The following is a 24,061-nucleotide window of genomic DNA, read 5'->3' on the forward strand; positions in this document are numbered from 1 at the left end:
AACCAGGCATTGTTTCGGCATCATTTTAACTCAACGACCGATAGAAAGCCTTGTAATACTGATATTCTAGAGATTTGTTACATCATGGATATTATGATGCCAAATATGGATGGCTGGGAATTATGCGAAGAAATACGTTCATTTAATGATAATCTACCGATTTTGATGTTAACCGCAAAGGGAGAAACTTCACAAAAGGTAAAAGGTTTTAATCTTGGAACAGATGATTATCTTGTTAAACCATTTGAACCAGCAGAGCTGATTGTTCGTGTGAAATCAATACTTAAAAGATACCAAATTTCCCTTTCTCAACTTGTGGAGGCTGGCAATATTAAGTTAAATCGTAATACACATGAGGTTTTGTATAACGGTAAATCTTTAACACTTCGTTTAAAGGAATTTGAACTGTTATTTACATTAGCAAGCTATGCTGGAAAAACTTTTTCCCGTGAACAGTTAATCGAAGAAATTTGGGGATACGACTATGAAGGTGATGAACGTACAGTCGATGTTCACATTAAAAGACTTCGTCAACGATTCCCACAAGATACAAGTGGATTTATTATTCGTACAATTCGCGGCCTAGGCTATCGATTGGAACTTGTTTCATGAGAAGATTAAAAAATAGTTTAAAGCTTTTTTTAATTTTAATGCTTCTTCTTACCATTAGCATCGTATTTGCTTTTATTTCCTACCACATAACGTCTTGGCTTTATGATTGGTTAGGCAAGCATCCACAAGGTTTCTGGCTCCAATTATGGACCGTAGTCGGTGTTTTTGTTCTCTTTGCTTGCACTGTTATCATCACCTTTTTAATTGGGCTAAAAAAACAACGGAACTATTGGAATACGATTGTAGATGCATTAAGTCGGATTGCTAAAGGTGATTTCACTGTCAAATTAGATCTTAAAGCAGATGACGAAGATCAATTTGGTCAATTAATACATGGCATCAACCATATGGCGGTTGAGTTAGGTGAAATGGAAAGAATGCGCCAAGAATTTATCTCGAATGTATCGCATGAAATTCAGTCACCTCTAACTTCTATTAATGGCTTTGCTAAAGCATTAAAAAACATTGACCTCCCAGAGGATAAGCGACAGCATTATTTAGCAATCATTGAGATGGAAAGTAATCGACTATCAAAAATAAGTGACAATTTACTAAAGCTTACTTCATTAGAATCACAGCATCACCCCTTCGAGCCAAGTCATTACCGACTCGATAAGCAATTGCGCAACGTCGTATTAACGCTCGAGCCAAATTGGCTAGCTAAAAACATCGACCTGGATCTTCAACTGGAAAACATTTCGGTCGTGGCGGATGAGGACTTAATGAATCAAGTATGGATGAATTTACTAAGCAACAGCATTAAATTCACGCCATCTGCTGGCATTATTACACTATCTATGACGAAGCAAATAGATACGATAACTATTGCCATTCATGATAATGGAATTGGTTTAACAGAAGAACAACAAAATCATATATTCGAACGATTTTATAAGGCGGACCAATCGAGGACGGCTGAGAATGGTGGAAGTGGCTTAGGACTATCTATTGTCAAGAAAATCGTCGATATGCATAACGGCACAATTACTGTTGAAAGCAAGTCTGCTGAATTTACAACATTTTTTGTAACACTGCCACTAGAAATCAATATGACTCATGCAAACAAATAAGAGATTCTTACTTTGTCTGCACGAGTCTATTTGGCGGATGAACTAGTAAGCTACTTTTCTAAAATATTGATAAACTTTTTCGAGTTTTTTGCTTTGTCTCCCCTTCTTACTTTCCATATTGCCAAATTCAAAAAACTTCACTTGTTTAATGCCAACATAATTAAATAACGCTCTTTTCATTAATACTTTATGCGCATTATTCAGCCATAAGAGTGGATACTTTGTTGGCCCCTTCATTGTCGAAATACACACTACTGATTTTCCCTTTAAAAGCCCCTCAGGAAATAGCCCCTTTTTATCTTTATACGCAAAATTGGCCGCAAATAATTGATCAATATACCCTAAAAGCATTGCTGGTGGTCTACCCCACCATATCGGATAAACAAAAACGATTTTATCAGCCCACTTAATTTGTTCACGATATTTCTCAAGCTTTGGATCACGAAACATATCACGACGACGTTTATGTTCATGAAATACTAAAATCGGGTTAAACTGTTCCTCGTATAAATCTAAAACTTGAGTCTCCTTTATGGAAGGATTGTCATGACAGCCCTTTATAGCCTCCTGTAAAAAAGCATAATTCAAACTTTTATGATTGGGGTATGTATAAATAATTAATGTATTCATTACGCGCCTCCATTTGTTATCATTTGATAACAAAATAGTAAACTATCCAATTATAGTTGTCAAATGATAATTGTTTTAAGATAAGTTTTTTGTTATCTTGTCAGTAAGAGGTGAACCCATTTGGACAAAAAACAATTATTTCAGCAGTTCGTAGCATTTACAGCAGCGGTACACCAAGTAACGCACGAACTAACCCAAAACGTTAAAATCGATAACATTACACCTGTACAATATAAAATTTTAGAATATATAAAGGTAAGCCAGCCAGTTACACCTACAGAAATTAGTGATTGCCAGCATATGTCCTTACCTAATACAAGCCGTGAATTAAGAAAACTACAGGAAAGAAAGTTTATTGAAAAAATTAGCGATACTGAGGATCGAAGAAAGCACTATATTTGCCTGACAGAAGTAGGAGAAAAAATAATGGAGGAAGCATTCTCCTGTATAGAAGAGCGCTTTCAGCAGCTTATCCAACATGTATCTACAAATGATTTAGTGGACATTCATCAAGCATTAAACATTCTTGACGAAAAGGTCTTTAATCCAAAAATATAAAAAGAACCTGCAATGCTTTTCACTATAAGAAAAGCATTGCAGGTTTTTTCATTATTTATTATATTGACATAAAAAGCGTTCCACACCAGGGTATTTCTCCCCAAGGCTAGTTATGAAAAAACCATAGCGACGATAAAAATCTACAGCCTCACAATCCGTTTCAGCAACAATTGATGAGTACTTACTTGCTATATAATTAATCATTTTATTGCCAATGCCTTTACCTCTTTGATCAGTTAATACAGCGATATGTTTAATCTCACACTTTGATAAATTGAATTGTTCTATACCAATACAACCAATTATTTCACCTTCGGATTCAAAGCTATATAAAGTCCTATTCGATAAAAGTATATATTTTTCATACTCTTGTTGAACTTTTTTATCCGAAGTTGCAAATGAAAGTAGTTTTCTAATAGCTGGAGAAATAGTGTTTGCTTGAACTATATTCATCTCTTATCTCCTTAAAAATCGGTAGCAGGAATGACAACAGCCTTACAAGCTTGTTCATAAAACTCGATTGGACCCGCTCCTCCGATAATTGCATATTCATACCCCAACTCATTCATATCTTTTAAACAATGATGAAGGAGGGAATATCCTATCCCCTTCACCCGATTAGTTTTCGCTACACCCATTGGGCCAAAATAACATTTTTTATTTTGATAAATGTCAAATCCAGCAAATCCAACAAGATCTCCTCTATCATCAAAAGCTACATATATGGAAGGTGTAATATTTAAAAATGCACTTTTAATCGTTTCTGACCACTCTTGCGAAAAATGACTTTCTACAAAATGAATAAGCTTGTTTTTATCATCTCGGTTGACTCTACGAATATTAGTAGAAATCGCATCGTGGAAATTGTAATGGCGAAGATGAGTAACCATATCCCGCGAAGTCGTAGCAAGCTTTAAAATCAGTTTCGTATCTTCTTCTGAAACGAATTCCTCAAGCATTTTCGTCTTGATAAGAGCTTTAAGAAAGTGACCTTCATTTAAATAAACCTGGTTATAGTTTCGCATATAGCAAATCGCTTGTTCCAATACTGTTAAAACATCATTTGATATTGGAATAGAAAATAAGCTATGGCTAGTAACTTTCATTTCTGTTTTTTGATGAAATTCATTCACCAAGTTTCTTAAAGACGCTTCATCGATAGTACATTTTAATACTAATTCACCAAGTGCCCCCTCTTTTTCTTTGAAACAAGCAAGCAGGAAATGAATTGGGCGTAACAATTTTTGCTGTGAGGAGGAAGCTTCTTCTTCCGCATTCTTTATAATCCTTAACATACGCTTTGTTAATTTTATATTAGTTGAAATCAAATGCCTGATCATCCTTTCTTGGATTTTTTTCAACTTCTTAATTTTTTTACACTAAATAAATACTCTTTATGTTAATTAATTGAAATATTAGGACTATATCATATCATTAATCATGTTTTCTATGATAAATAAAATTGAAACTATTAATTTACTTTTTACTAAAAATCAGGAATCATATTTTGCTAAGCGTATGTCATGCGTATAAGTTGATTGGAATGGAGACTGAACGCCCCCAGGAAACTTTGCTCTGTGCAAAAGCGTAGCGACAGCAACAACAAATGTTTTCTGTAGCGAAAGCAAAGCGGCAGCTACAAAACGCTCAATCGAAGAACGGAAATCAACCACTCGTTTTGCTGGAGGGACATACTTAATTTCATTAACATACTAGTCTTCAACAACGGGAAGGAGTTGCCCTATGATCGGGACTACTCCTTTTTAATGCTGAAAGATAAAATGGCAAAAAAACCATTGAGAATGTTATGGCGTTATAGAGGGAGGATTTCCGCTACACGCCACTCGCTTTCCTGCCGGTAAGCATCAAGCCTCTTCCCTGCTTTGTGCCACCACTTCTCTTTCGCATAGACCAGTTGTTGCTGAAAATTTAAGTACCATGCCAAAGGACACACGTTATTGTACTTAGCCATATAAATGATTTCTAATAAATTGATTCACATCGGAATTTAAGGATGACATTTTGCTAAACGTATGTCATGCATATAAGTTGATTGGAGTGGAGACTGGGCGGCTCATAGAGGAACGAAGGCTAAAACCATCACACCCTGTAATAACACCTTCATGACCAACAACCTGTTGCCCCGACGCCCCCAGGAAACTTTGCTCTGTGCAAAAGCGTAGCGGCAGCAAATGTTTTATCTGTGCGAAAGCAAAGCGACAGCAACAACAAAGCGTCCAGCCGGAATGGAAACCAACCACATGTTATGGTAATAAGCCTATTTAAAAAACGTTAATGCCTATACATCGTCACTCATCCCCACTTTATTTAATAATATAAGGATGTATAGAAGGAGGAGACTCAAGTGGAAGTAGCAGTGTTAGACAAGAAGTGGATCGAAGAACATTTTGAAACACTTCCATTATGGCAACAGTCAGCATATATCGACTTCGCTGCCATGGTTGCAGATGAAGCAAATACGTTCCCCTGTATTCCAGCAAGAAAAGGTTTTTTATCGAACCATCTTCGCTACAGTTTTATCGGAGATCCACGAGAGGAACAATCGATAAAGACATTAGCACTTTGCTTAAAGGAATACAATAAGCACTGTCAAACATTCGGCAACTATACAACACATACCATTTTCTTCAAAACGCCCAATGAGATGCATAAATTCGACGTTGCGGATTATAATAATTTATTTTGGTCAGTTTTAAACAATTTAACTAAATTCGATGAAATTGATTGGCCAAAGGAAATTCCAACCGATCCATCACATAATGAATGGGAATTTTGTTTTAACGGTGAGCCTTATTTTGTATCTTGTGCAACGCCCGCACACAAATTAAGAAAGAGTCGTCATTTCTCTACTTTATTAATGGCATTCCAGCCACGCTGGATATTTGAAGAAATAAACGACTCTACTGCATTTGGTCGAAAATTAAAGAAACTTATTCGGCAACGCATTAACGAATACGATGATATCCCTGCCCATCCTGATTTAAAATGGTATGGGCAAGAAGGAAGTAATGAATGGAAGCAGTATTTTTTAAGCGATGATAATGTTAGTCCATCAAAATGTCCTTTTTTACGTATGCAAAATTCTCTGATTTTTCCACAGAACAAAGAACATTAAGCTTCCTTACCTTGTTTTTGCCTTTTCATTACAATCCAAGTCGCAACCCCTATTAAGATGATAAAAAGCAGGCTCACGAAAAAACCGAGTCTGCTTGTTTTTTCCCCTAACGTTCCAGACACTGTCACCGCAATGAGTAACATCCCTATTCCATTCTTCACATACTCCCACTTTGACAGGTCCATTAGCTTCATATAGGTCACTAATATAAAGAGCCAGTTATAAATTAGCATTAAGCCTGCAGCTGTAACCAAATATTCAAATATCTTTTCTGGCATGAGGAATCCTATAACAATCGTTACGATTAAACCACTAGCTAAAAAGAGAAATGCAGGAAATGGAATCTTCATTTTCCCCTTCTTCGCTAGAGAAGCTGGAGCATCGTGATCCTCTGCGAGTGTAATAAGAATCGTTATGACCGCGTATAAAGAGGCTACCATTGTTGAAAAACCTGCAATAATTAAAACACCATTAAAAATATCTGCAAAAAAAGGTATATGATAGCCATTAAGCGCTGTAATAAATGGGCTTTCCTCAATAGTAAAGTCCTTCCAAGAAACAAGTGCCAAGGCAAGCATAATAGCTATTATAAAAATGACAGTAATAGCAATAATCATCACTTTTCCAGCTTTCGGCGCTTCTTTAGGATTTTTTAAGTCAATGACCATTAAACCCATAACCTCAATTCCTCCAAATGCATAAAAAGCGTATAGCAGTCCAAGCCAAATCCCTTTCACACCTTTAGAGAAAAATTCTTCGTAATTTGCATACAGCGCATCGAGTGTAGTAGTTTCCGTATTAAATCCTTTTATTATTAATACAACCGCTACTAATATAAACATGACAACTGCTGCAGCCTTTAACGCCCCAAAAATATTTTGAAATTTTTCAAAGCCCTTCATGCCCATAAGAATAACGGCTAATCCAAGTGCTGCATAAATAGATGCAGCACTCCATAATGGAAGTATTGGAAACCAAAGCTTTGTAAAAATACCCAGCGCCATCAATTGACTGCCCATAATAAGCATCTCAGAAATCAAGTAAATCCAGCCATTACTAAATCCTGCCCAATTTCCAAAAGCTTGCTTTGCATAAGTACGAAATGATCCCTTATCTGGATTGTCAACTGACATCTTAACAAGAGCATCATAGACAATGTACGTAGCAATCGCCGCTAACAAAAAAGGAATTAAAACAGCAGGACCACTTTTATGAATGGCCATACTTGTCCCAAGGAAAAATCCTGTTCCTAATGTACAACCTATACCGAGAAGCGAAAGTTGCCACCAAGACAACCTTCCTTTACTTGTTTTAGATGTCATTTTGATCAGCCCTCCTGCCTTTTGCTTACTTTCTTAACAATGGCAATGTCATGCAACGAATGCCACCACCGCCTTTTTCAAGTTCTGTGACTTCAATTTCTATTAAGTTCTTTTTTTGTAACAGTGGATGTTTCGTCCATTGCTGCTTCGTTGCTTGTTTACTAATCAACAGTGTTTCGGGATTAAGATTGATAAAATTGATATCAGGGATTGTATTATATTTTTCAAGCCAGTAGACATCAAAGCCATGATGATTTAAAAATTGCTCGGTCATTTCGAAACGAATTGTTTGAGGCGTTAACACCTGTACAGGAAAATAACGCATAAAGTTTTTAGCGATTACTAGATTAGCGTTTGTCACATTACAATTCATATCTAAATGAAGTGTATCGGATCGTCTCGGCAAATCAATAATCGCGATTTCTGTAAATCCTTCTTGGAAGATGTGATCCTTCATACTTTCTACAGCTTCTAACGTTGTTCTCATACCAATATTAATAAGCACTGCATCCCTATTTAAAATCATTACATCTCCACATTCTAAAGCAGTAGAAGGTTGTTTCACTTTTAAATTTTTTGCTGGAAACCATTTATCTAATAATGAGTGCGCATGTGGATACTCCGGTCGCCTTAGCGAGCTTCCCGCCTCTCCAAGGAAAATCCTATTTCCCAAAACACAGGCTAGATCGCGTACAAAGTACCTATTAATAAGCTGCTCACTTACTGTTTTCTCACCATTTGTTAGTTCTTTCGAATAATCAATAACCTTGACACCTTCATTTTCTAGCGTCGTCTTTAATTCCATGAAATTCTCCATTGCTTTTACGTGATTGACAGTAGCACTCCACCCTACATTTTCAGCTATTGTTAAATCTGTTACATCTAATTTTGATGGTGCACAAAGCATAACAACCTCAAGCTCTTCATGCTCCGACAAACATTTCGGTTGAAATGAGTACAAATAGATTCTCCCCTTTTTGAATGACTATCTCGGCTTAGCGTTACCATCAAAACTGGGATTATACAGACAAAATAGGTAGCAGAACTATTAGTATCCATTTCAAAAGATAAGAATGAGATATTGTTGCATAAGAGATGCGATGGAGGTTGAGGCTTCCAAGGAATTTAATGAAATTGGGAAAAAGCTAAGAGATTCCGCAGTATTAAAATTTAGAGAAAAAACCTATTAATTATAACTAGTTTCTCTCGCTACAAAATAATTCCATTTCATAACCTTTATCAGTGAAAATACTGATGATAAGCTTGCACAGCTGCCATTTCGCTTGTAAATATTAGAATATCGTTTGTTATCGGATAATAAGTCCCAAATAGAAAAAGCGCCTGTTCATTTGGGTGATCCGGATTATTCACAACTGCCGCTTCCTGTATGTTCGCAACTTCTTGAAAATATGGATGACGATAAAAAATATAAACAATATCCCCTGCATTATATTGCTGCTTCATTCCATCACCTTCCTCTGATTTTCCATTAGTTTGGTGATAGAAGCAGTAAATTATAATTAATTTTTGATTTTCGTGTAGATGTTCATTAAAAATATGCCCTACCTACCAACGCTCCTATCATAAAACGTCTCAATTAGAATATATATTAATTTACGTGATAAATTTCACTAGATTTAATCCCAATATACGAACACTGAATATTCCTATTGATTGGTATAATTGATAAAAGGAGGAAAAAATATGATAAAACAATCAGTTATTGAAAATGTACTTGAAGCTGCCCTTTCAACAGGTGGCGATTTTTCCGAAGTTTTCATCGAGGATAAGTTTGTCAATGAATGTACATTGCTAAGTGGAAAAATTGAACAAAGTATTTCAGGTCGTGACTTTGGTATTGGTATACGCATTTTTTCCGGTCTTCAGAGCATCTACACGTACACAAACGATTTTTCAGAGGAAGGCTTACTAGCAGCAGCAAAACGAGCAGCACTTGCTATTAAAGGCGGCGCTACCGGAACTATTCAACCACTAAAAAAAGAAATTATTACACCTGTTCATAACATTATCATCCTACCAAACAGTGTGGCTCATGCTAGAAAAGCAACAATCATGCGGAAGGCTAATGACATTGCTAGAAATTATGATGAACGTATCAGTCAAGTTAAAGTTCGGTATCTTGACGATGAGCAGCATGTTTTAATCGCCAACTCAGAAGGAAAATTTGTAGAAGATACGCGTATTTATAGTCGACTTACTATCCAGGCAACTGCCTCCGAGGGCAAAGAAACGCAAACTGGCTCCTACGGTCCTGGCGCACATGCAGGCTTTGAATTTATCGAAAATCTAGATCTAGAGCACTATGCTGGTGAAGCTGCACGTATTGCGGTCACGATGCTTCATGCCGATGAATGTCCTAGCGGAAAATTCCCAGTCATCATTGATAATGAATTCGGCGGTGTTATATTCCATGAAGCTTGTGGTCATGGACTTGAGGCTACAGCCGTCGCGAAAAACAATTCCGTTTTTGCAAATCGTCTTGGTGAAAAAGTTGCCCCTGACATTGTTACATATATTGATGATGGCACACTTCCAAACGAATGGGGTTCCCTTAACATTGATGATGAAGGGGAAAAAACGCGAAAAAACATCTTAATTGAAAATGGAATTTTAAAAGGCTACTTGATTGATAAATTTAATGCGCGCCGTATGAATGCTGAACCAACTGGATCTTCACGTCGCCAATCTTATCGTTTCAATCCAACATCCCGAATGACGAACACATTTATCGCGCCAGGCACTTCTACACCTGATGAAATAATTGCATCTACCGAATATGGTATTTATGCAAAATATATGGGTGGCGGGCAAGTAAATCCATCAACAGGTGACTATAACTTCGCGGCTATGGAAGCTTATATTGTGAAGGATGGAAAAATCGATCATCCTGTACGTGGTGCAACACTTATAGGTAACGGAGCAAAAACATTGCAGCTAGTTGATCGTGTTGGTAATAATCTTGCGCACGGTGCTGGCATGTGCGGATCCATTAGTGGTAGTCTTCCTGTCAATGTTGGTCAGCCGATGATTCGTGTTAGCGAAATGACAGTTGGAGGAACAAAGGGGGAATAATTGATGAATATTGCTGAATATCAAGAAAAACTACTAGATCAGGCGATAGAAGCCGGTTTTACAGAGACTGAAGTTTATTTCGAACGAAAAAGCTCTTTTCAATGTATGCTTTACGAAGGACAGATTGATAGCTATGAAACGTCTGAGGATGGGGGTCTAAGTCTACGTGGGCTGCATAACGGAAAAATGGGGTACGCCTATACAGAGAAACTAGACGATGATTCTATTTCCTTTTTAATCAACAGTGTAAAAGCAAATGCAGACGTTCTAGATGAAGATGAGGGCATAGATATTTTTGAAGGCAATAATGAATACACGCCACATGAATTTTACAATGAAGAATTAGAGTCAATCGGGATTCCTGAAAAAATCGAGCTACTACTTTTAATTGAACAAAAAATCCGTGCCTACGATTCGCGCATTGTAACGCTTGATTACTGTTTTCTTCAAGAATATACTACTGAACGTTCATTAGCGAATAGTAAAAATCTTTCTCTATCACATAAGGAGAATGGTCTAGTCATCTACCTTTCCACAGTGGTCAAAGAAGGAGAGGAACTGAAAACGGGTAGTTATTTGAAAATGACTCGTGATTTTCATTCCCTCAATGCTGATGAAATTGCCAAAGCAGCAGCCGAAGAAGCACTTGCAAACCTAGGTGAAAAATCGATTCCATCTGGAAAATATCCAATCATCCTACGCTCAGATGCGACAGCATCTTTACTAAGTACTTTTATGCCTATATTGTCTGCAGAAAATGCACAAAAAGATCAATCTTTATTAAAAGGTAAAGTCGGACAAAAAGTGGCGTCAGATGCTTTGACATTACTGAATGCCCCATTCCATCCTGAAGCTTTATCAGGAGCAAGCTTTGATGGTGAAGGTGTTGCAACAAAGGAGCAGGCGATCATTTTAGACGGAACACTGCAAACACTATTGCATAATAGAAAAACGGCAAAGAAGGAAGGCTGCAAAACGAGCGGACATGCACATAAAGACTCTTACAAAGGCACTTTATCAATCGCACCTCAAAATTTATATATTTCACCAGGTAATCGATCACAAGAGGAGTTAATCGCCTTAGTCTCTGAAGGAGTACTTATTACCGAATTAGCTGGCCTTCACTCAGGAACGAATACGGTTTCTGGTGATTTTTCAGTCGCAGCTAAAGGTTTCCATATTCAAGATGGCAAAATTGCATCACCTGTGAAGCAAATGACTATAGCCGGAAACTTCTTTAAGTTCTTAAATACTATCGAAGAAATTAGCTCAGAGCTTTTCTTCCTACCAGATGGGTACGGCTCCCCTTCCCTCCTTGTGAAGGAGCTATCAGTAACAGTGGAATAAAACGGTAAAAGTGCGTCGGATTTTAAACTGTACTCCTCGGCAATGCTTGTCGCTAATCATTGCGACAAGCTTTTTAATTACAGCTGAATTGCTATTGTTCTTGAACCTGCTTGACCGAGATAATAGCCAGCGCTTTCAACGGCGGTAGTCTGTCCTCGTATACTTGACCCCCATAATATGAAGAAAGTCATCATCCCTACATTACGATTCGTTTTATAATCATAGAAATGTATTCTTCTCCATTCGTATTATGAAAAATACGTCGAGAAAGACACGACGAAGGTACTTTTATTATTTCATATAGGAAAACGCCCAATAAGGCCAATGTGGAATCACCTTCCAGGTTAAATTTTCTTATATAGGTAAAAATACGAAACTTTTTCACCTATTGGTGCGTACTAATTATACAATGATATTTATCATTGCCAGATTAATATAAGGGTATCGGAAGGGGTGGAATTTATGAAGAAAATATGGACTTTGTTTCTTGCAGCGATACTTATTGTACCGATATTGCTGCAGCCAGTAACTGCTCAAGCGGCAAGGGCCATCACTATTTATGTGGACGGGGTTCAATTAAAGACCGACCAGCCGCCTGTGATGGTTCAAGGGCGTGTCATGCTGCCGCTTAGAGCAATCTTTGAGGCATTGGATGCAAACGTAGATTGGGATCGAAAGAATCAAACCGTTACTGGGATTAAAGGAGGTACAACGGTAGTTCTCAAGATCAAATCGAAGGTAGCCACTATTAATGGCGAGAGAGTTACGCTTGATGTACCAGCACAGATAATAAATGGCAGAACAATGGTGCCAGTACGCTTTGTTAGTGAAGCGCTTGGTCAGGATGTAGACTGGAACCCGTATAATCAGATCGTATCTATTAAATCTGACACTCCGAGCAATATCAGTATTTCTCCAGCGAGCTATGTGTCGGTTAGAGATATTGGAAATCAAGGAGATGGGCGAGACCTGGAGGTTACCTACTCCAAATCGTCTACTGAATCACTTGTGGATCATTACCGGGTTCTCGTTGTGAAGGCTTCAAAAAGCTTTAATCAGGCGTCGGCCCTAAAGGTCTCCGCTTCAAATTATACGAAAGTATCACCTACTGGCTCGGATCGTTCCATAATATTAACTCAAAGTTCGCGGGATGTGGACGGAGACTATATTAGAAATGACGAGCCTTATGTAGCGTATGTACTTGCAGTTGGAAAAGGTTCTTATTCCAGCGTATTATCGAAATCTTCTCAGAAGATTACCTTAACGAACATGTCTTCGGTTACAGAGGTAACAAATGTAAAAATTAACGATATTAGCGATTTTGGAGATGGACGCGATATCTCGGTTAGCTTCACTCGTCCACAAAGTGACAATAATATTTCGAATTATCGTGTGTTTATCGTAAAGACTAAGGATGCTAACAATTTCAGCCTTTCTAGCGCGAATAATTTAACTAGTAAATCCTATACGACAGTCAATAAATCGGGAAGCAATGGCGGCACGTTGACAGGAACTCTGACTTCTTCGTCGCGCGACTCTTCCGGTGATTATATTAAAAACGGCGTCCCTTATACAGCGTTCGTTCTGTCTGTAAGCAACACTATTTCAGCTAGTAATAAGTTGTCTTCTGCTTCATCTTCAGTAACGCTTAGTGCGAATACATTGCCTATTCCGGTTATTACTCAAGTTGATGACGTCAATGACTATGGGGATGGACGTGATCTGCGGGTTAGCTTTAACAAAGCATCCGATGAGTCTAACATTAGCGCATACCGGATCTTTGTTGTAAGAGCAAACAACTATTCGAACTTTACATTGACGAAGGCGAACAGTCTGTCCAGCTCTAATTACACACAAGTGAACAAGACGGGCTACAATATTTCTCAAGTTCTCTCTTCAGGGGCTCGAGATACAGACGGTTATGCCATTCAGAATGGGGTCAGCTATCGTGTATTCGTTATGGCCGTAGCTAAAAACTCAGGGAATAACGTATTATCGTCGGCTTCCAATGCGATTACACTATATAGTAGCAATGTTGGTGCAGTATCGAATCTCAATGCCAGCGATGTGAATGATTATGGCGACGGTCGTGATCTCTATGTCTCTTTCACTAAAGCGGCAAATGAGTCTAATATTAGTCACTATCGCGTCATGGTTGTGCCAACAACTTATTACAGTAGCTTCAGTCTGTCGGATGCTAATAATGTATCCAGCAGTAATTATACGACTGTGAACAAGTCAGGAAATAACAATTATGGGCTGACGCTCTCGGGAAATACTCGGGATGTGCGCGGCAATTATATCACGGATAGAACTAGCTACCGTGTCTATGTTCTCTCGGTAGGCTATGGCAATTATTCCGGTAGCAATGTGCTGTCCTCGCCAACGTCTACGATTACGCTCGGTAAAAACATCAATGTGCAGGCTGTATCTAGTCTGAATGCTACTGATGTAAGTGATTATGGAAATGGCCGTGATATACAGGTATCGTTCACGAAACCTTCCGATGAAACAAATGTCAATCAATATCGCATTTTGATTGTCCCTACAGCGGAGTACAGCAGTTTCAGCCTATCGCAAGCTAATAGCAGCTCTTATTACATCTCAGAGAGCAAGGGCGGAAATAAATCAGTAACTAGAACGTTAGATGGGGCTCGAGATGTTCGCGGTAATTCCATTACGGAAGGCACAAGCTACAGTGTCTATGTATTGACTGTAGCGAATGGAAATTCTTCAATCCCAAATGCTCTATCTTCTGCATCGGGAATCAAGCTTAGTAAGAACAAAGCCCTTCAAGCGGTAAGCAATGTTAAAGCAAGCGATGTTGGTGATAATGGAGATGGCCGAGATTTACAAGTATTGTTCACGAAGCCTTCCGATGAATCGAATTTAAGTAATTACCGTATTCTGGTTGTCCCTGTGTCAAAGGCGAATGGCTTTGGCTTAAATGAAGCCATTAAAGCTACTTCTTATACTAGTATAAGTAAAGGTCAGTATAGTGCGATCTTGAAAGCTGGTGATAAAGATACTGAGAACCAACAGATTAAAAATGATACAGAATATCGAGTGTATGTATTGTCAGTAGGTACGGGAAGCTCCCAGGGAATGTATAACTTGTCCGGTCCTTCTGATGTTATTAAACTGGTTAATAATGCAAAAGTTGATGAAGTAGGATCAGTATCTTTGGATGCTAAAGGAAGTAGTAACTCTACTGATATCGAGGTAAGCTTTACGAAGGTTAGTGATGAGCAGAATGTATTAGAGTATAGAGTGTTTCTGATTCCAGAGGGGCAGGCCTCTACTTTCACTAAACAGCGTGCAGAATCAATTCAAAATATCAGTTTGTATACCATCATTAAACCCAATGGTAATAACAACATCCGACAAACCTTGATGGTATCAAATGACGCCTTTGGCGATCCAATCAAAGCAGGAACCTCGTATGTTGCTAAAGTACTTACAGTTGCTAAGGTGGGAGCCAATGCGTTGTCAACGCCATCTAACGCGGTGACACTCAAGTCAAATCCAGTTGATACAGCTGTAAATCCAGCTACGATTACAAATGCTACTCCTGGAGCTAACGAAATTACACTCACATTTAGTACACCGAGCAACATGGGAAATATTAGTGGGTACGAGATTTATGCAGTTCCGAGTACTGTAACGGATTTTAGTGTAAATAATCTTAATTCGAATTATATGATTAATACAGTTTCTAAAGAGTATTCTGGGGAAACCATCAAGCTTAATTTAACGACACCTGGGTCTTATAAGCTCTACGTTCTATCGAAACCGGATAATGTAAATGCTAAAAAAGCAGCTTTATCCGAACCTTTCTCATTAGATGTGGTAACACCTACCCTATAATCTTAAGAGAGAGGCTAAAATAACTTCTTCACAGAAGGGACTCCTCAGGTGGTGCTTCATGGACCATAAGAGGAGTCCCTTCTTGTTGGCACAGCTCATTTGGCCTCCGACTGTTTCTATGAATGTCTGGTCTATACTGGCATAGGTAATCAAGTTGATGAACAATAATAAGACAAACTATAGCACTAAAATTTAGGATAACGTGGACATAGATTCATGAAAAAGGTAGGTTTAGTGATGCGCAATTTGTGGAGGCGCTGGGTCCAAAAGTGTTTAACGAACGGCTGCGGAATATTGCTAAAGAACTGGAAGTCGTGATCCTCTTCGAAAAAAATCATCGCCCGGATCTTTTGCTGGAATATACCAGTAAGAATCCGGGCGATGAGGTTTATATTGTCTGATTCAGGCGGAAGTATTTGAGCTGATGAACTCGGCCCAAGGTGTACTAGGTAAGATTGTGGTCAAAACTGAGCACCCTTACTTCATAAAAAAGACTCACTTTTTATGCATAAAATTATTTCGATAAATCAATTTTTTTATTTAATAAATAAATAGTCATACCACCAACAGTCATTGACAATAGCTCTCCAATTCCAACCGTAAACCATGTTGCCCAAAACGGAAAATCATAGAGAATTGTTAATTGTCCTGCAACGGTGAACATTGATATAGCAAAAATCAATGCAGTTATAACCATTTTCACAAGATCATTTGTTATATTTTTCGTTAATCTTCGGCAAAGAACTAAAACGAGGAATGTCGCAATTCCACCAATGGGTACATCTAATATCCACGTTGGTGACATGAAATTTGCGAGTACTACTCCTAGAGTCACGGCTACTACATAGCGTTTATTGTAGAGGGCCAGGTAGTTAAACATCTCCGATAGACGTAATTGAACTGCCCCAAAACTTATGACTGACAATAAAACAGTTACAGCCACATATAAAGCTGCAACAAGTGCCGTCTTTGTAAGCTCGGTTACAGAAGTACGGCTTGAATCTTTTACAATAGATGTATTCAATTTTATTCTCCTTTGTAAAATAGCACATCCGCTATTTTAGTAATAACTACGACCAAAGGAAGAGAGCTTTTCGCCCTATCTGAAGTGCCGTAGTGCAAGCAGATTTTTGCTTACCTGCGTATTATATCAGAAGAATTTATGATTGAACAATCTTATTTCGTTAGCCAGCCACCATCGATTGGCATAATAGCTCCATGAATATAATCAGCAGCCGAACTTGCTAAGTAAAGTGTTAAATTCGCTACTTCATGTGGTTGTGCCCAGCGTCCAGCAGGCGTTTCATTAGCGACCCATTTGGCCATTTCCCCATCACCTTCAAAATCTGCCTTATTCATCGGTGTTTGAATGGCCCCAGGTGCAATGGCATTTGCGCGAATTCCTTCACGACAATAATCTAAGTCTAACTGCTTCGTATAGCCGACAATCGCATGTTTAGATGTTGTATACGCTGCACCACCACCGCCAGCAACAAGCCCTGCAATAGATGCCATATTAACAATGACGCCTGATTTTCGTTTTACCATATGGGGTAATACCGTATTCGTCACAAAAAAAGTTCCCTTAACATTGGTATTCATAATTTTATCCCAAAGCGTCTCATCTGTATCGAGTGTTTTTGCAAAACCATCTAAAACGCCTGCGGTATTTAATAAAATATCTACCTGCTTAAATTTTGAAATTGCAGCTTCAAATGCTTGCTCTACATCGTCCTTATTACATACACTACCTACTTTATAGGCAAATTGTTCAGGGTATTGGTGATATAGTTTTCCTAACCCTTGCTCATCTAAATCAAACCCGAATACGTTTGCCCCATTTTCTAAAAATGCAATAGCTTGAGCTTGACCAATACCTGAACTAGCCCCCGTCACAAATATCGTTTTGCCCATATATTCTTCGAACGTCATTGATCTCTCTCCTCTAAAAACAAAGAAACCACCTCATTTGAGATGGCTCCTTTCGATTAATTGACAATTATCCAATCTTCCGCTAATAAATCACAGACTGTCGGTGTGAACATTGTATAGCCCTCACCGCGTACATTAATTAAAAAATAAGGATTCAAAGTCTCGCCATCATGTTCGCTTTGTCCAACAAGCTTCACATATAATTCGGCACCGCCCCAACCTTTACGAATTACTTTTTCGCCCGCCTTTAAGCGAGGTAAAATTTCTTCAAATGTCATTTAAATTCATCCTTTATTTACATTCTTTATCGGATTAGTATACTGGAATTTTCAATTGTTTACAACCTAGCCCTCAAGCAAAACTGTATAAAGTATATATTGCCCATTTAAATCTACAATGATTGTATCAGTATTATTATCATTTGTTGAGAAAATCTTTGTTCCACTTTCCAATTTAGTAGCATAAAAATCGTTGAAATTTTTAGAGGAATTTGTAGTTTTAATAATTTCCCCAATAATCTCACATTTCGTATATTCTAATTGTTTCATCGATTCCAAGCTTGTAGTATTAATGTAAATCAAATTATTATATTGAAGAATATCCGCTTGAGAATGTTCTGTAAGAATAGATTTCGCAGTAGGAGTGGTATTTATAGCCGGTGTACAACCTACCAACACCAATATTAGTAAATTACATATAAGTATTTTCCTTATAACTAATAACACCTTCTTTTTATAACTACTTGGAACAATTACGGTTCAATTTATAACTCTTCACATCTATAACTCCCCAAATTTAAGCAACATCATTTTACCTAGCTTCACGTCGAAATTGACTCTTCTCATCTTGCAAACTACGAATCCATTTTCTTCTTCATTTGCACTTGCTCCGTCTTCACTTCTAGCCCGTTTTCCATCAAATAGCTCGTAGCAGGATTACTTACTAAAAAGTTAACTGTTCCCAGTTTTACTTTGTGTTTTGTAATGCTTGCGATAAAGTGTGGAATATGTTCAACATTGCCATTCCCTAATAGCTCTAATTGATAAAGTACTATGCTGTCTATGGCTCCCTCCTGATTCCATACAGTTTTATATAACATATAGCCAATTGCTTCATTATTCTCATTATAAAAAACTTTAGCTTCTCCTTGTTTATTGCTTTGCCAGCTACATTGCCAAGGAACATCCTCCAGATAAAAAGATAAATGCGGTAGCTGCTCTGGACGAATAGTTTCCACATGAATTCCGACTGGCTTCTCTACTTTTGCTTCATATTCGCCACTTAAAAAGAGCAATTGATTTGTAATGGTATAGCCATACTTCTCATATAGCGCAATTGCTACCTTATTCTCTTTTATAGCTTCCAGCGTTGCAACTTCCACATTCTCTCTTTCATAGATGGCGATGGTTTCTTCCATTAAAACACGAGAAACACCTTTACCGCGAAAGTCTGGAGAGATACCTGTTCCTCCATTCCAAGAGGTTTTCTTACCACCTATTTGTCTAAAGCCATTTAATACAATGCCAACAGCATTACTTTGATCAAATGCGACGATAGATAGCTCTGGGGATAATCCTTCCCCAACGAGTCGGTTTAAAAACACCTCTTCATTCATTTCTATTTGTACAAAATACCCCTCAAAGCCTTTATTCCAAGCTTTTAAAGTTTCATTTAACGTGCACCGTGAGACTGTTTTTATTTTCATGTTTTTCTCCCATCCCTACGTTAATTTACAAGTGATAAATCTTCTAAAGTTAATTTTTTTATTATTTCAAAACCATTTCCAGGACCATTTGGCTTAACAATAACCATTCCCATGTTTGAAATTTTCCCTAGTCCAATATCTTCAGGAAAACTATGGGCAACGATCACTTGATTCATTCCTTGCGATGGCTTTCTTTCTAACGCTGATTGCACATTTGATAAAATATTATTTTTTTCAATAAAAGGAATAGCTCCACCCAATTTATAAATTCCATAACCTATTGGGTCAATTTGGATATAAGAATAAGGAAATGCGAGCTGTGCCGTTTCAACTGTACGACAAAAAGGACTTACGATTATTGGTGAACTAATCGGAATTTGTAAATGACGTAACAGTTGTCCAAAGTAAACGGCTTGCCTTCGCCCAAATTCAGACAAATTTCTTTGCGTAACACAATCTTGGAAATTTATATATGGCTGATCTACTCCGACAGTTGCTTGACCATGCCTTGCATACAAAACAAATCCACCCTTTCTCAATAGATCAAGGATTGATTTATCCAAATATTTCAACTCCTCCATAATAGAATACCATCAATTATTAGTACTATATGAAATGAATGACTCAAAAAATGTAAAAGTAATAGTTGAAACTGCATTTCGCATAACTAGCAAATATTTCAATTAACCCTCCCCCCTTTACTTTGCCGGTTGCGGACTTAGATTAATAAAAATAAAAAAACTTCCTACAATTTTCTGTAGGAAGTTTCGAAATTTACTTTATTGGAATGGTTACTATTGCGGTTGTCTCTAGATGTTTTGATGAATCGATAGAAATTTGACCGTCGTACTTATTGACTATTTCATTCACAATAAACAAGCCTTGCCCTCTTGTTTTACCATTTTCCGGTTTCTTTGTGGAAAATCCTCGCTTGAATATTTGCCCTGCTTCTACAATATTTGGTCCAGTATTTGTAACCTGTAATTTATATTGCGTGTCATCGGCTTCACAGCAAATTGTTATTTTACGTTGTTCTTCCGATAATTCATTTGCAGCATCAATCGCATTATCTATTAAATTCGATAAGATTTTAATTAGATCCGTTGTTCTAATTTTATTAAACGCATCCTGAGAGACTGTGAAATCCATATCAATATTATGATTTTGCGCCGTTAGTTTTTTTGTTTGCAATAAAATCGACAAGCCAGGATGATCAATATTTAATTTAAGAGACTTTATATCATGAACTTCTTTAGACAATGAAGATAAATATTGTTTTGCCTGATCAGGTTCATCTAATTGTAGAAATCCATGTAATACTTGTATATGATTTGTGAAATCATGTCTTAAAGAGGACACGGAAGTAATTAAAGTTTTAATTTCCGCTTGATATGTATCTTCTGTCGCTTCAACCTCTTCTGCTACTTCTTTTTGATACCATCTCTGTAAGAAGAAAACTGAGCCGGTAACCATTAAAATGAGTACACCATTAAAAATAAAGATTAAAAGATTGTCTTCGATTACTTTTCCCTTAATGTCATTTAATGTGTCTGCACTAATATCAATTCCTATGTATGCTATAACCGCCTCTTTTTCATCCTTAATCGGTGCACCAACAGTTAAGTAGGAGCCATATATAGAATCTTGTATTACGTCTGTTGTAAATGTTTCTCCATTATAAGCTTTTTGCACTTGTGTCTCGGGTACTGTACAGTCCATTCCGATATAAAAGCCTTTAACTTCACTTGGTAAACCCATGATCATTGCTTTAGATACCTTCGGATTTTCAATATCTAATGTATAAACAAATAAAGCACCTATTTTTACTCTTGCATCATTTAAGTAGCTTCTTATTTGCCAATAATACTCATTTTCCTCGGGGTTATCTAAAAATTGTTTGTACGCCTCTACATCAATAGTAGATGCGATAGAAATAGCCGCTTCCAGACTTTGGTTAGCTATAGACTCTTCTACTGTCTTTTTCATTTTTATATAGGATGTAAAGATGTTTAAACTTGTAAACAATACTAATAAGAGAGTTGATAGTATTAAAATTAGTTTTATTTTTCGTGTTTTCATACAAACTGGTACTTCCTCATCTATTGACATGAATAATATCTTAATTTAATTGAGCTTGGCTTTCGCATTACATAAAAATTGTTAGTCGTTAGTTGACATCATCATCTCATACTTTCAACCTAGGGAACAATTTCATATCCAACAACCCTATTATACTACAATATACTTCTTTTTTTATGGTTGTTTAAAGATCATTATTTGCGCAGTGAATCGCTCTTCCTACCGAAAATCAGATGAAGAGAAGTAAGAAACTTAGAAGTTTTGAACTACAATGGCTATTTACCCTTGTACATCCATCTTAAACACACTGTTCGAAAATACGATTCAGGATTCTTCGCCACTTTAAATAAGAATATTGGTTCTTAGTTTATCATCTCAAGCCCGTTTTGACTATATCAACCTTCGCCTCCTACTTTTGGGCTATACTTTCTCATTGTTGAAATGGGAGTCTGTTTGGAAATAAAAAAAAGATCAGGCCTATAAAAACCTGATCTTTTCATTCGAAGTATTTATTTTTTCCTACTCGATGTCTTTGTTTCATCCTGAACATTTAAAAATTTCGGTCGCTTACTGTAACCCGAAGGAGATAGGCGAACTAAAGATTTTTTTATGTCCGGCCAATTTAAATCCGCTCCCATAGTTAAATATGGAACACCTAATACTCGTAAATTTGCAATATATAGAAGGATGAAAAACACCGAAACGAAGAATCCAAATAACCCCAAAAATGCAGATGCTAAAACAATGATTATCCTGAGAATACTCATTGCTGATACAATTGATTGATTGACGAGTGTAAAAGCTGCAATACTTGATGTAGCTATGACGATAATCATGGAAGGACTCGTAACACCTGATTTAATCGCAGCATCTCCAATAATTAATCCCCCGACAACGCTTATGGAACCACTAATAACATTGGGTAGATGTATATTTGCCTCCCGAAATAATTCAAACATAAAAAGCATCATTAATATTTCAAGAATTGTTGGAAATGGGAGCCCCGTTCTTGATTCAACGACTGTTGCCAATAGGATGAATGGCAATTGCTCTTGATGATAGGTTGAAAGTGCAAGCCAAAAACCTGGTAAAAGTACACTTATTAAAATAGCAACTATTCTCAGTAAACGCTCCATAGAACTTACAATAATCGGATGTTCATTATCCTCACCGGATTTAAAAAGTAACATTGCATTTGCAGGTGTAATAATCACATAAGATACTCCATCAACTACGATGATAATGCGCCCTCTACTTAAAGCTTGGACAGCAAAATCCGGACGTCCAGTATAATCATGTTTAGGCAGAATTTTATCGCTCTGCTCAATCCTTTCCATCAATATATCTCCGCTAAATATAACATCTGCATCAACTCGCTGGAGCTGCATTTTTATTTTCTCAAGCATGTTTTTATTTACGACATCTTCTAAATAAAGTACAGCTACGGTTGTTTTGGATCGTTTGCCAAGCTCATATGTCTCAACACTTAATGAATTAGTCGGTAATCGTTTTCGTATTAAAGCAATATTAATTAAAACATCCTCAATAAAATCATCTCTCGGACCTTTGATAACTAATTCAAGAGTTGTTTCTTTAGGCTCTCGATTTGGTTTTTTAGCGATATAACTTGAATACAGCAAATCCATATCTTCGAAATATAGTAAAACATGCCCTTTATAGACTCTTGTGATGGCCTCATCTTTACTTGTTACTCTCTGAAGACGGGGAATGTGTAAATGATTTTGTATATGCTCCGCTAACAATTCATCCGAAGTTGCGGTAAATAAAGATTGAACTCGTTGCACAATAACGGTCTGCAGTAACCGCTCATTTATCATCGCATCGCATTTTATCAAGTGTACTTTATGTTGACGAAAGACATACTCTTGGAATATTACATCAGCAGAGCGTTGAAATAGTGACTTCAAAGATTTCAAATTTAACTCTTGTTCCATTGAAGAAATATCTATCATCTCCTACTGATCCAGCTCCAAATTAGTACATTTATGAAAAATAACATAAATACACTTACGGATATTTTCTCCATGCTTTTAAAAAATATTCAAGGAAATACGCTTTTTAAAATGCTTGTCAGAATAATTTAGCGTTAAAATTCCCACCCTATTATTAGGTAATATTTATCCAATCATCTTCTTTAAATTAGCCATTTCAATAGCAGACATTGCTGCGTCATAGCCTTTATTTCCTGATTTAGTCCCTGCGCGCTCAATTGCTTGTTCAATATTTTCAGTAGTAACAATGCCAAAAATAACAGGTACATTTGTAGTTAGCGACACATTTGCAATTCCTTTTGCTGATTCATTACATACATAATCATAATGTGTTGTTGAGCCACGAATAACCGTCCCTAATCCAATAATTACATCATATTTCTTTGTTTCTGCTAACTGTTTTGCGATGAATGGAACTTCAAATGCTCCAGGAACCCATGCTATGTCGATTGAATTCTCATCAACTCCATGACGCTTTAAACCATCTAATGCACCATCTAATAATTTACTTGTAATAAATTCGTTGAAACGACCTACTACTACTGCTATTTTTAAATCTGTACCAATTAATTGCGCTTCAAATGTTTTAACCATTTTTCTTTTCTCCTTTTTTATGGCTCATTACCATTTCGTGTGGTTGATTTCCGTTCCGGCTGGGTGCTTTGTTGTTGCTGTCGCTTTGCTTTCGCACAGATAAA

The 24,061-nt window shown here is 37.1% G+C and carries 23 protein-coding genes; 8 read left to right on the forward strand and 15 right to left on the reverse strand.

What is annotated here, in order from left to right:
* Positions 1-612: response regulator transcription factor (locus tag ACQKN4_RS05790; protein WP_427482774.1), on the forward strand; the 612-nt coding region annotated here is incomplete at its 5' end.
* On the forward strand, positions 609-1,682 hold the full coding sequence (locus tag ACQKN4_RS05795; RefSeq protein WP_079559985.1) for a HAMP domain-containing sensor histidine kinase: 1,074 nt from the start codon (positions 609-611) through the stop codon (positions 1,680-1,682). The genes ACQKN4_RS05790 and ACQKN4_RS05795, both read left to right, overlap by 4 nt.
* A gap of 42 nt (positions 1,683-1,724) precedes the next feature.
* Here ACQKN4_RS05795 and ACQKN4_RS05800 read toward each other — a convergent pair whose 3' ends face one another.
* The gene (locus tag ACQKN4_RS05800) at positions 1,725-2,312 is read right to left on the reverse strand and encodes an NAD(P)H-dependent oxidoreductase (RefSeq protein WP_427482776.1); all 588 of its coding nucleotides are present in this window, start codon (positions 2,310-2,312) and stop codon (positions 1,725-1,727) included.
* 120 nt (positions 2,313-2,432) lie between these two features.
* Between ACQKN4_RS05800 and ACQKN4_RS05805 the strand changes: the two genes are divergently transcribed.
* Positions 2,433-2,870: a MarR family winged helix-turn-helix transcriptional regulator gene (locus ACQKN4_RS05805; protein ID WP_427482778.1), complete on the forward strand. Its 438-nt coding sequence runs from the start codon at positions 2,433-2,435 to the stop codon at positions 2,868-2,870.
* Between the two features lie 51 nt (positions 2,871-2,921).
* Here the strand turns inward: ACQKN4_RS05805 and ACQKN4_RS05810 are convergent, their stop codons facing one another.
* Both ACQKN4_RS05810 and ACQKN4_RS05815 read right to left on the reverse strand, forming a co-directional pair.
* Positions 2,922-3,323 carry a GNAT family N-acetyltransferase gene (locus ACQKN4_RS05810; RefSeq protein WP_427482780.1) on the reverse strand — a complete coding sequence of 134 codons (402 nt, stop codon included), beginning with the start codon at positions 3,321-3,323 and terminating at the stop codon, positions 2,922-2,924.
* A gap of 11 nt (positions 3,324-3,334) precedes the next feature.
* Positions 3,335-4,198, reverse strand: a complete 864-nt coding sequence (locus tag ACQKN4_RS05815; protein ID WP_427482782.1) for a GNAT family N-acetyltransferase — start codon at positions 4,196-4,198, stop codon at positions 3,335-3,337.
* Between the two features lie 1,037 nt (positions 4,199-5,235).
* On the opposite strand from ACQKN4_RS05815, the gene ACQKN4_RS05820 reads away from it, so the two are divergent.
* Positions 5,236-6,006, forward strand: coding sequence for a YqcI/YcgG family protein (locus ACQKN4_RS05820; protein ID WP_427482784.1), 771 nt, complete (start codon positions 5,236-5,238; stop codon positions 6,004-6,006).
* On the opposite strand, the gene ACQKN4_RS05825 is transcribed toward ACQKN4_RS05820, so the two are convergent.
* The 3 genes from ACQKN4_RS05825 to ACQKN4_RS05835 all read right to left on the reverse strand — a co-directional run bounded on the left by ACQKN4_RS05825 (position 6,003) and on the right by ACQKN4_RS05835 (position 8,792).
* Positions 6,003-7,328, reverse strand: coding sequence for an amino acid permease (locus tag ACQKN4_RS05825; RefSeq protein ID WP_427482785.1), 1,326 nt, complete (start codon positions 7,326-7,328; stop codon positions 6,003-6,005). The two genes, ACQKN4_RS05820 and ACQKN4_RS05825, sit on opposite strands and share 4 nt — an antisense overlap.
* A 25-nt stretch (positions 7,329-7,353) precedes the next feature.
* On the reverse strand, positions 7,354-8,289 hold the full coding sequence (locus ACQKN4_RS05830; protein ID WP_079559978.1) for an arginine deiminase family protein: 936 nt from the start codon (positions 8,287-8,289) through the stop codon (positions 7,354-7,356).
* Between the two features lie 278 nt (positions 8,290-8,567).
* Positions 8,568-8,792, reverse strand: a complete 225-nt coding sequence (locus tag ACQKN4_RS05835; RefSeq protein ID WP_427482787.1) for a transcriptional regulator SplA domain-containing protein — start codon at positions 8,790-8,792, stop codon at positions 8,568-8,570.
* A 240-nt stretch (positions 8,793-9,032) separates the two neighbouring features.
* Between ACQKN4_RS05835 and ACQKN4_RS05840 the strand changes: the two genes are divergently transcribed.
* The 4 genes from ACQKN4_RS05840 to ACQKN4_RS05855 all read left to right on the forward strand — a co-directional run bounded on the left by ACQKN4_RS05840 (position 9,033) and on the right by ACQKN4_RS05855 (position 16,036).
* Positions 9,033-10,421, forward strand: a complete 1,389-nt coding sequence (locus ACQKN4_RS05840) for a TldD/PmbA family protein (RefSeq protein WP_427482789.1) — start codon at positions 9,033-9,035, stop codon at positions 10,419-10,421.
* Between the two features lie 3 nt (positions 10,422-10,424).
* On the forward strand, positions 10,425-11,768 hold the full coding sequence (locus ACQKN4_RS05845; RefSeq protein ID WP_427482791.1) for a TldD/PmbA family protein: 1,344 nt from the start codon (positions 10,425-10,427) through the stop codon (positions 11,766-11,768).
* Between the two features lie 462 nt (positions 11,769-12,230).
* Positions 12,231-15,635, forward strand: coding sequence for a stalk domain-containing protein (locus ACQKN4_RS05850; protein ID WP_427482793.1), 3,405 nt, complete (start codon positions 12,231-12,233; stop codon positions 15,633-15,635).
* A gap of 269 nt (positions 15,636-15,904) precedes the next feature.
* The gene (locus ACQKN4_RS05855) at positions 15,905-16,036 is read left to right on the forward strand and encodes a hypothetical protein (protein WP_427482794.1); all 132 of its coding nucleotides are present in this window, start codon (positions 15,905-15,907) and stop codon (positions 16,034-16,036) included.
* A 113-nt stretch (positions 16,037-16,149) separates the two neighbouring features.
* On the opposite strand, the gene ACQKN4_RS05860 is transcribed toward ACQKN4_RS05855, so the two are convergent.
* The 9 genes from ACQKN4_RS05860 to ribH all read right to left on the reverse strand — a co-directional run bounded on the left by ACQKN4_RS05860 (position 16,150) and on the right by ribH (position 23,957).
* Positions 16,150-16,659, reverse strand: coding sequence for a QueT transporter family protein (locus ACQKN4_RS05860; RefSeq protein ID WP_427482795.1), 510 nt, complete (start codon positions 16,657-16,659; stop codon positions 16,150-16,152).
* A gap of 152 nt (positions 16,660-16,811) precedes the next feature.
* Positions 16,812-17,567, reverse strand: a complete 756-nt coding sequence (locus tag ACQKN4_RS05865; protein WP_427482797.1) for a 3-oxoacyl-ACP reductase — start codon at positions 17,565-17,567, stop codon at positions 16,812-16,814.
* A gap of 56 nt (positions 17,568-17,623) precedes the next feature.
* A complete protein-coding gene (locus tag ACQKN4_RS05870) occupies positions 17,624-17,845 on the reverse strand; it encodes a DUF2829 domain-containing protein (RefSeq protein ID WP_323646632.1) in 222 nt (73 codons plus the stop codon).
* A gap of 66 nt (positions 17,846-17,911) precedes the next feature.
* Complete coding sequence (locus tag ACQKN4_RS05875) at positions 17,912-18,244, reverse strand: hypothetical protein (RefSeq protein WP_427482799.1); 333 nt, start codon at positions 18,242-18,244, stop codon at positions 17,912-17,914.
* A gap of 176 nt (positions 18,245-18,420) precedes the next feature.
* The gene (locus ACQKN4_RS05880) at positions 18,421-19,272 is read right to left on the reverse strand and encodes a GNAT family N-acetyltransferase (protein ID WP_079559969.1); all 852 of its coding nucleotides are present in this window, start codon (positions 19,270-19,272) and stop codon (positions 18,421-18,423) included.
* 20 nt (positions 19,273-19,292) lie between these two features.
* Entirely contained in the window at positions 19,293-19,835 is a 543-nt protein-coding gene (locus ACQKN4_RS05885; protein WP_079559968.1) for a histidine phosphatase family protein, read from the reverse strand.
* 211 nt (positions 19,836-20,046) lie between these two features.
* Entirely contained in the window at positions 20,047-21,351 is a 1,305-nt protein-coding gene (locus ACQKN4_RS05890) for a sensor histidine kinase (protein WP_427482801.1), read from the reverse strand.
* A 509-nt stretch (positions 21,352-21,860) separates the two neighbouring features.
* A complete protein-coding gene (locus ACQKN4_RS05895; RefSeq protein ID WP_079559966.1) occupies positions 21,861-23,306 on the reverse strand; it encodes a spore germination protein in 1,446 nt (481 codons plus the stop codon).
* 183 nt (positions 23,307-23,489) lie between these two features.
* Complete coding sequence (ribH, locus tag ACQKN4_RS05900; protein WP_079559965.1) at positions 23,490-23,957, reverse strand: 6,7-dimethyl-8-ribityllumazine synthase; 468 nt, start codon at positions 23,955-23,957, stop codon at positions 23,490-23,492.
* Positions 23,958-24,061 lie beyond the last annotated feature (104 nt).

It is taken from the genome of Lysinibacillus sp. NPDC093692 (genome assembly GCF_050280125.1).
Classification (GTDB): domain Bacteria; phylum Bacillota; class Bacilli; order Bacillales_A; family Planococcaceae; genus Lysinibacillus.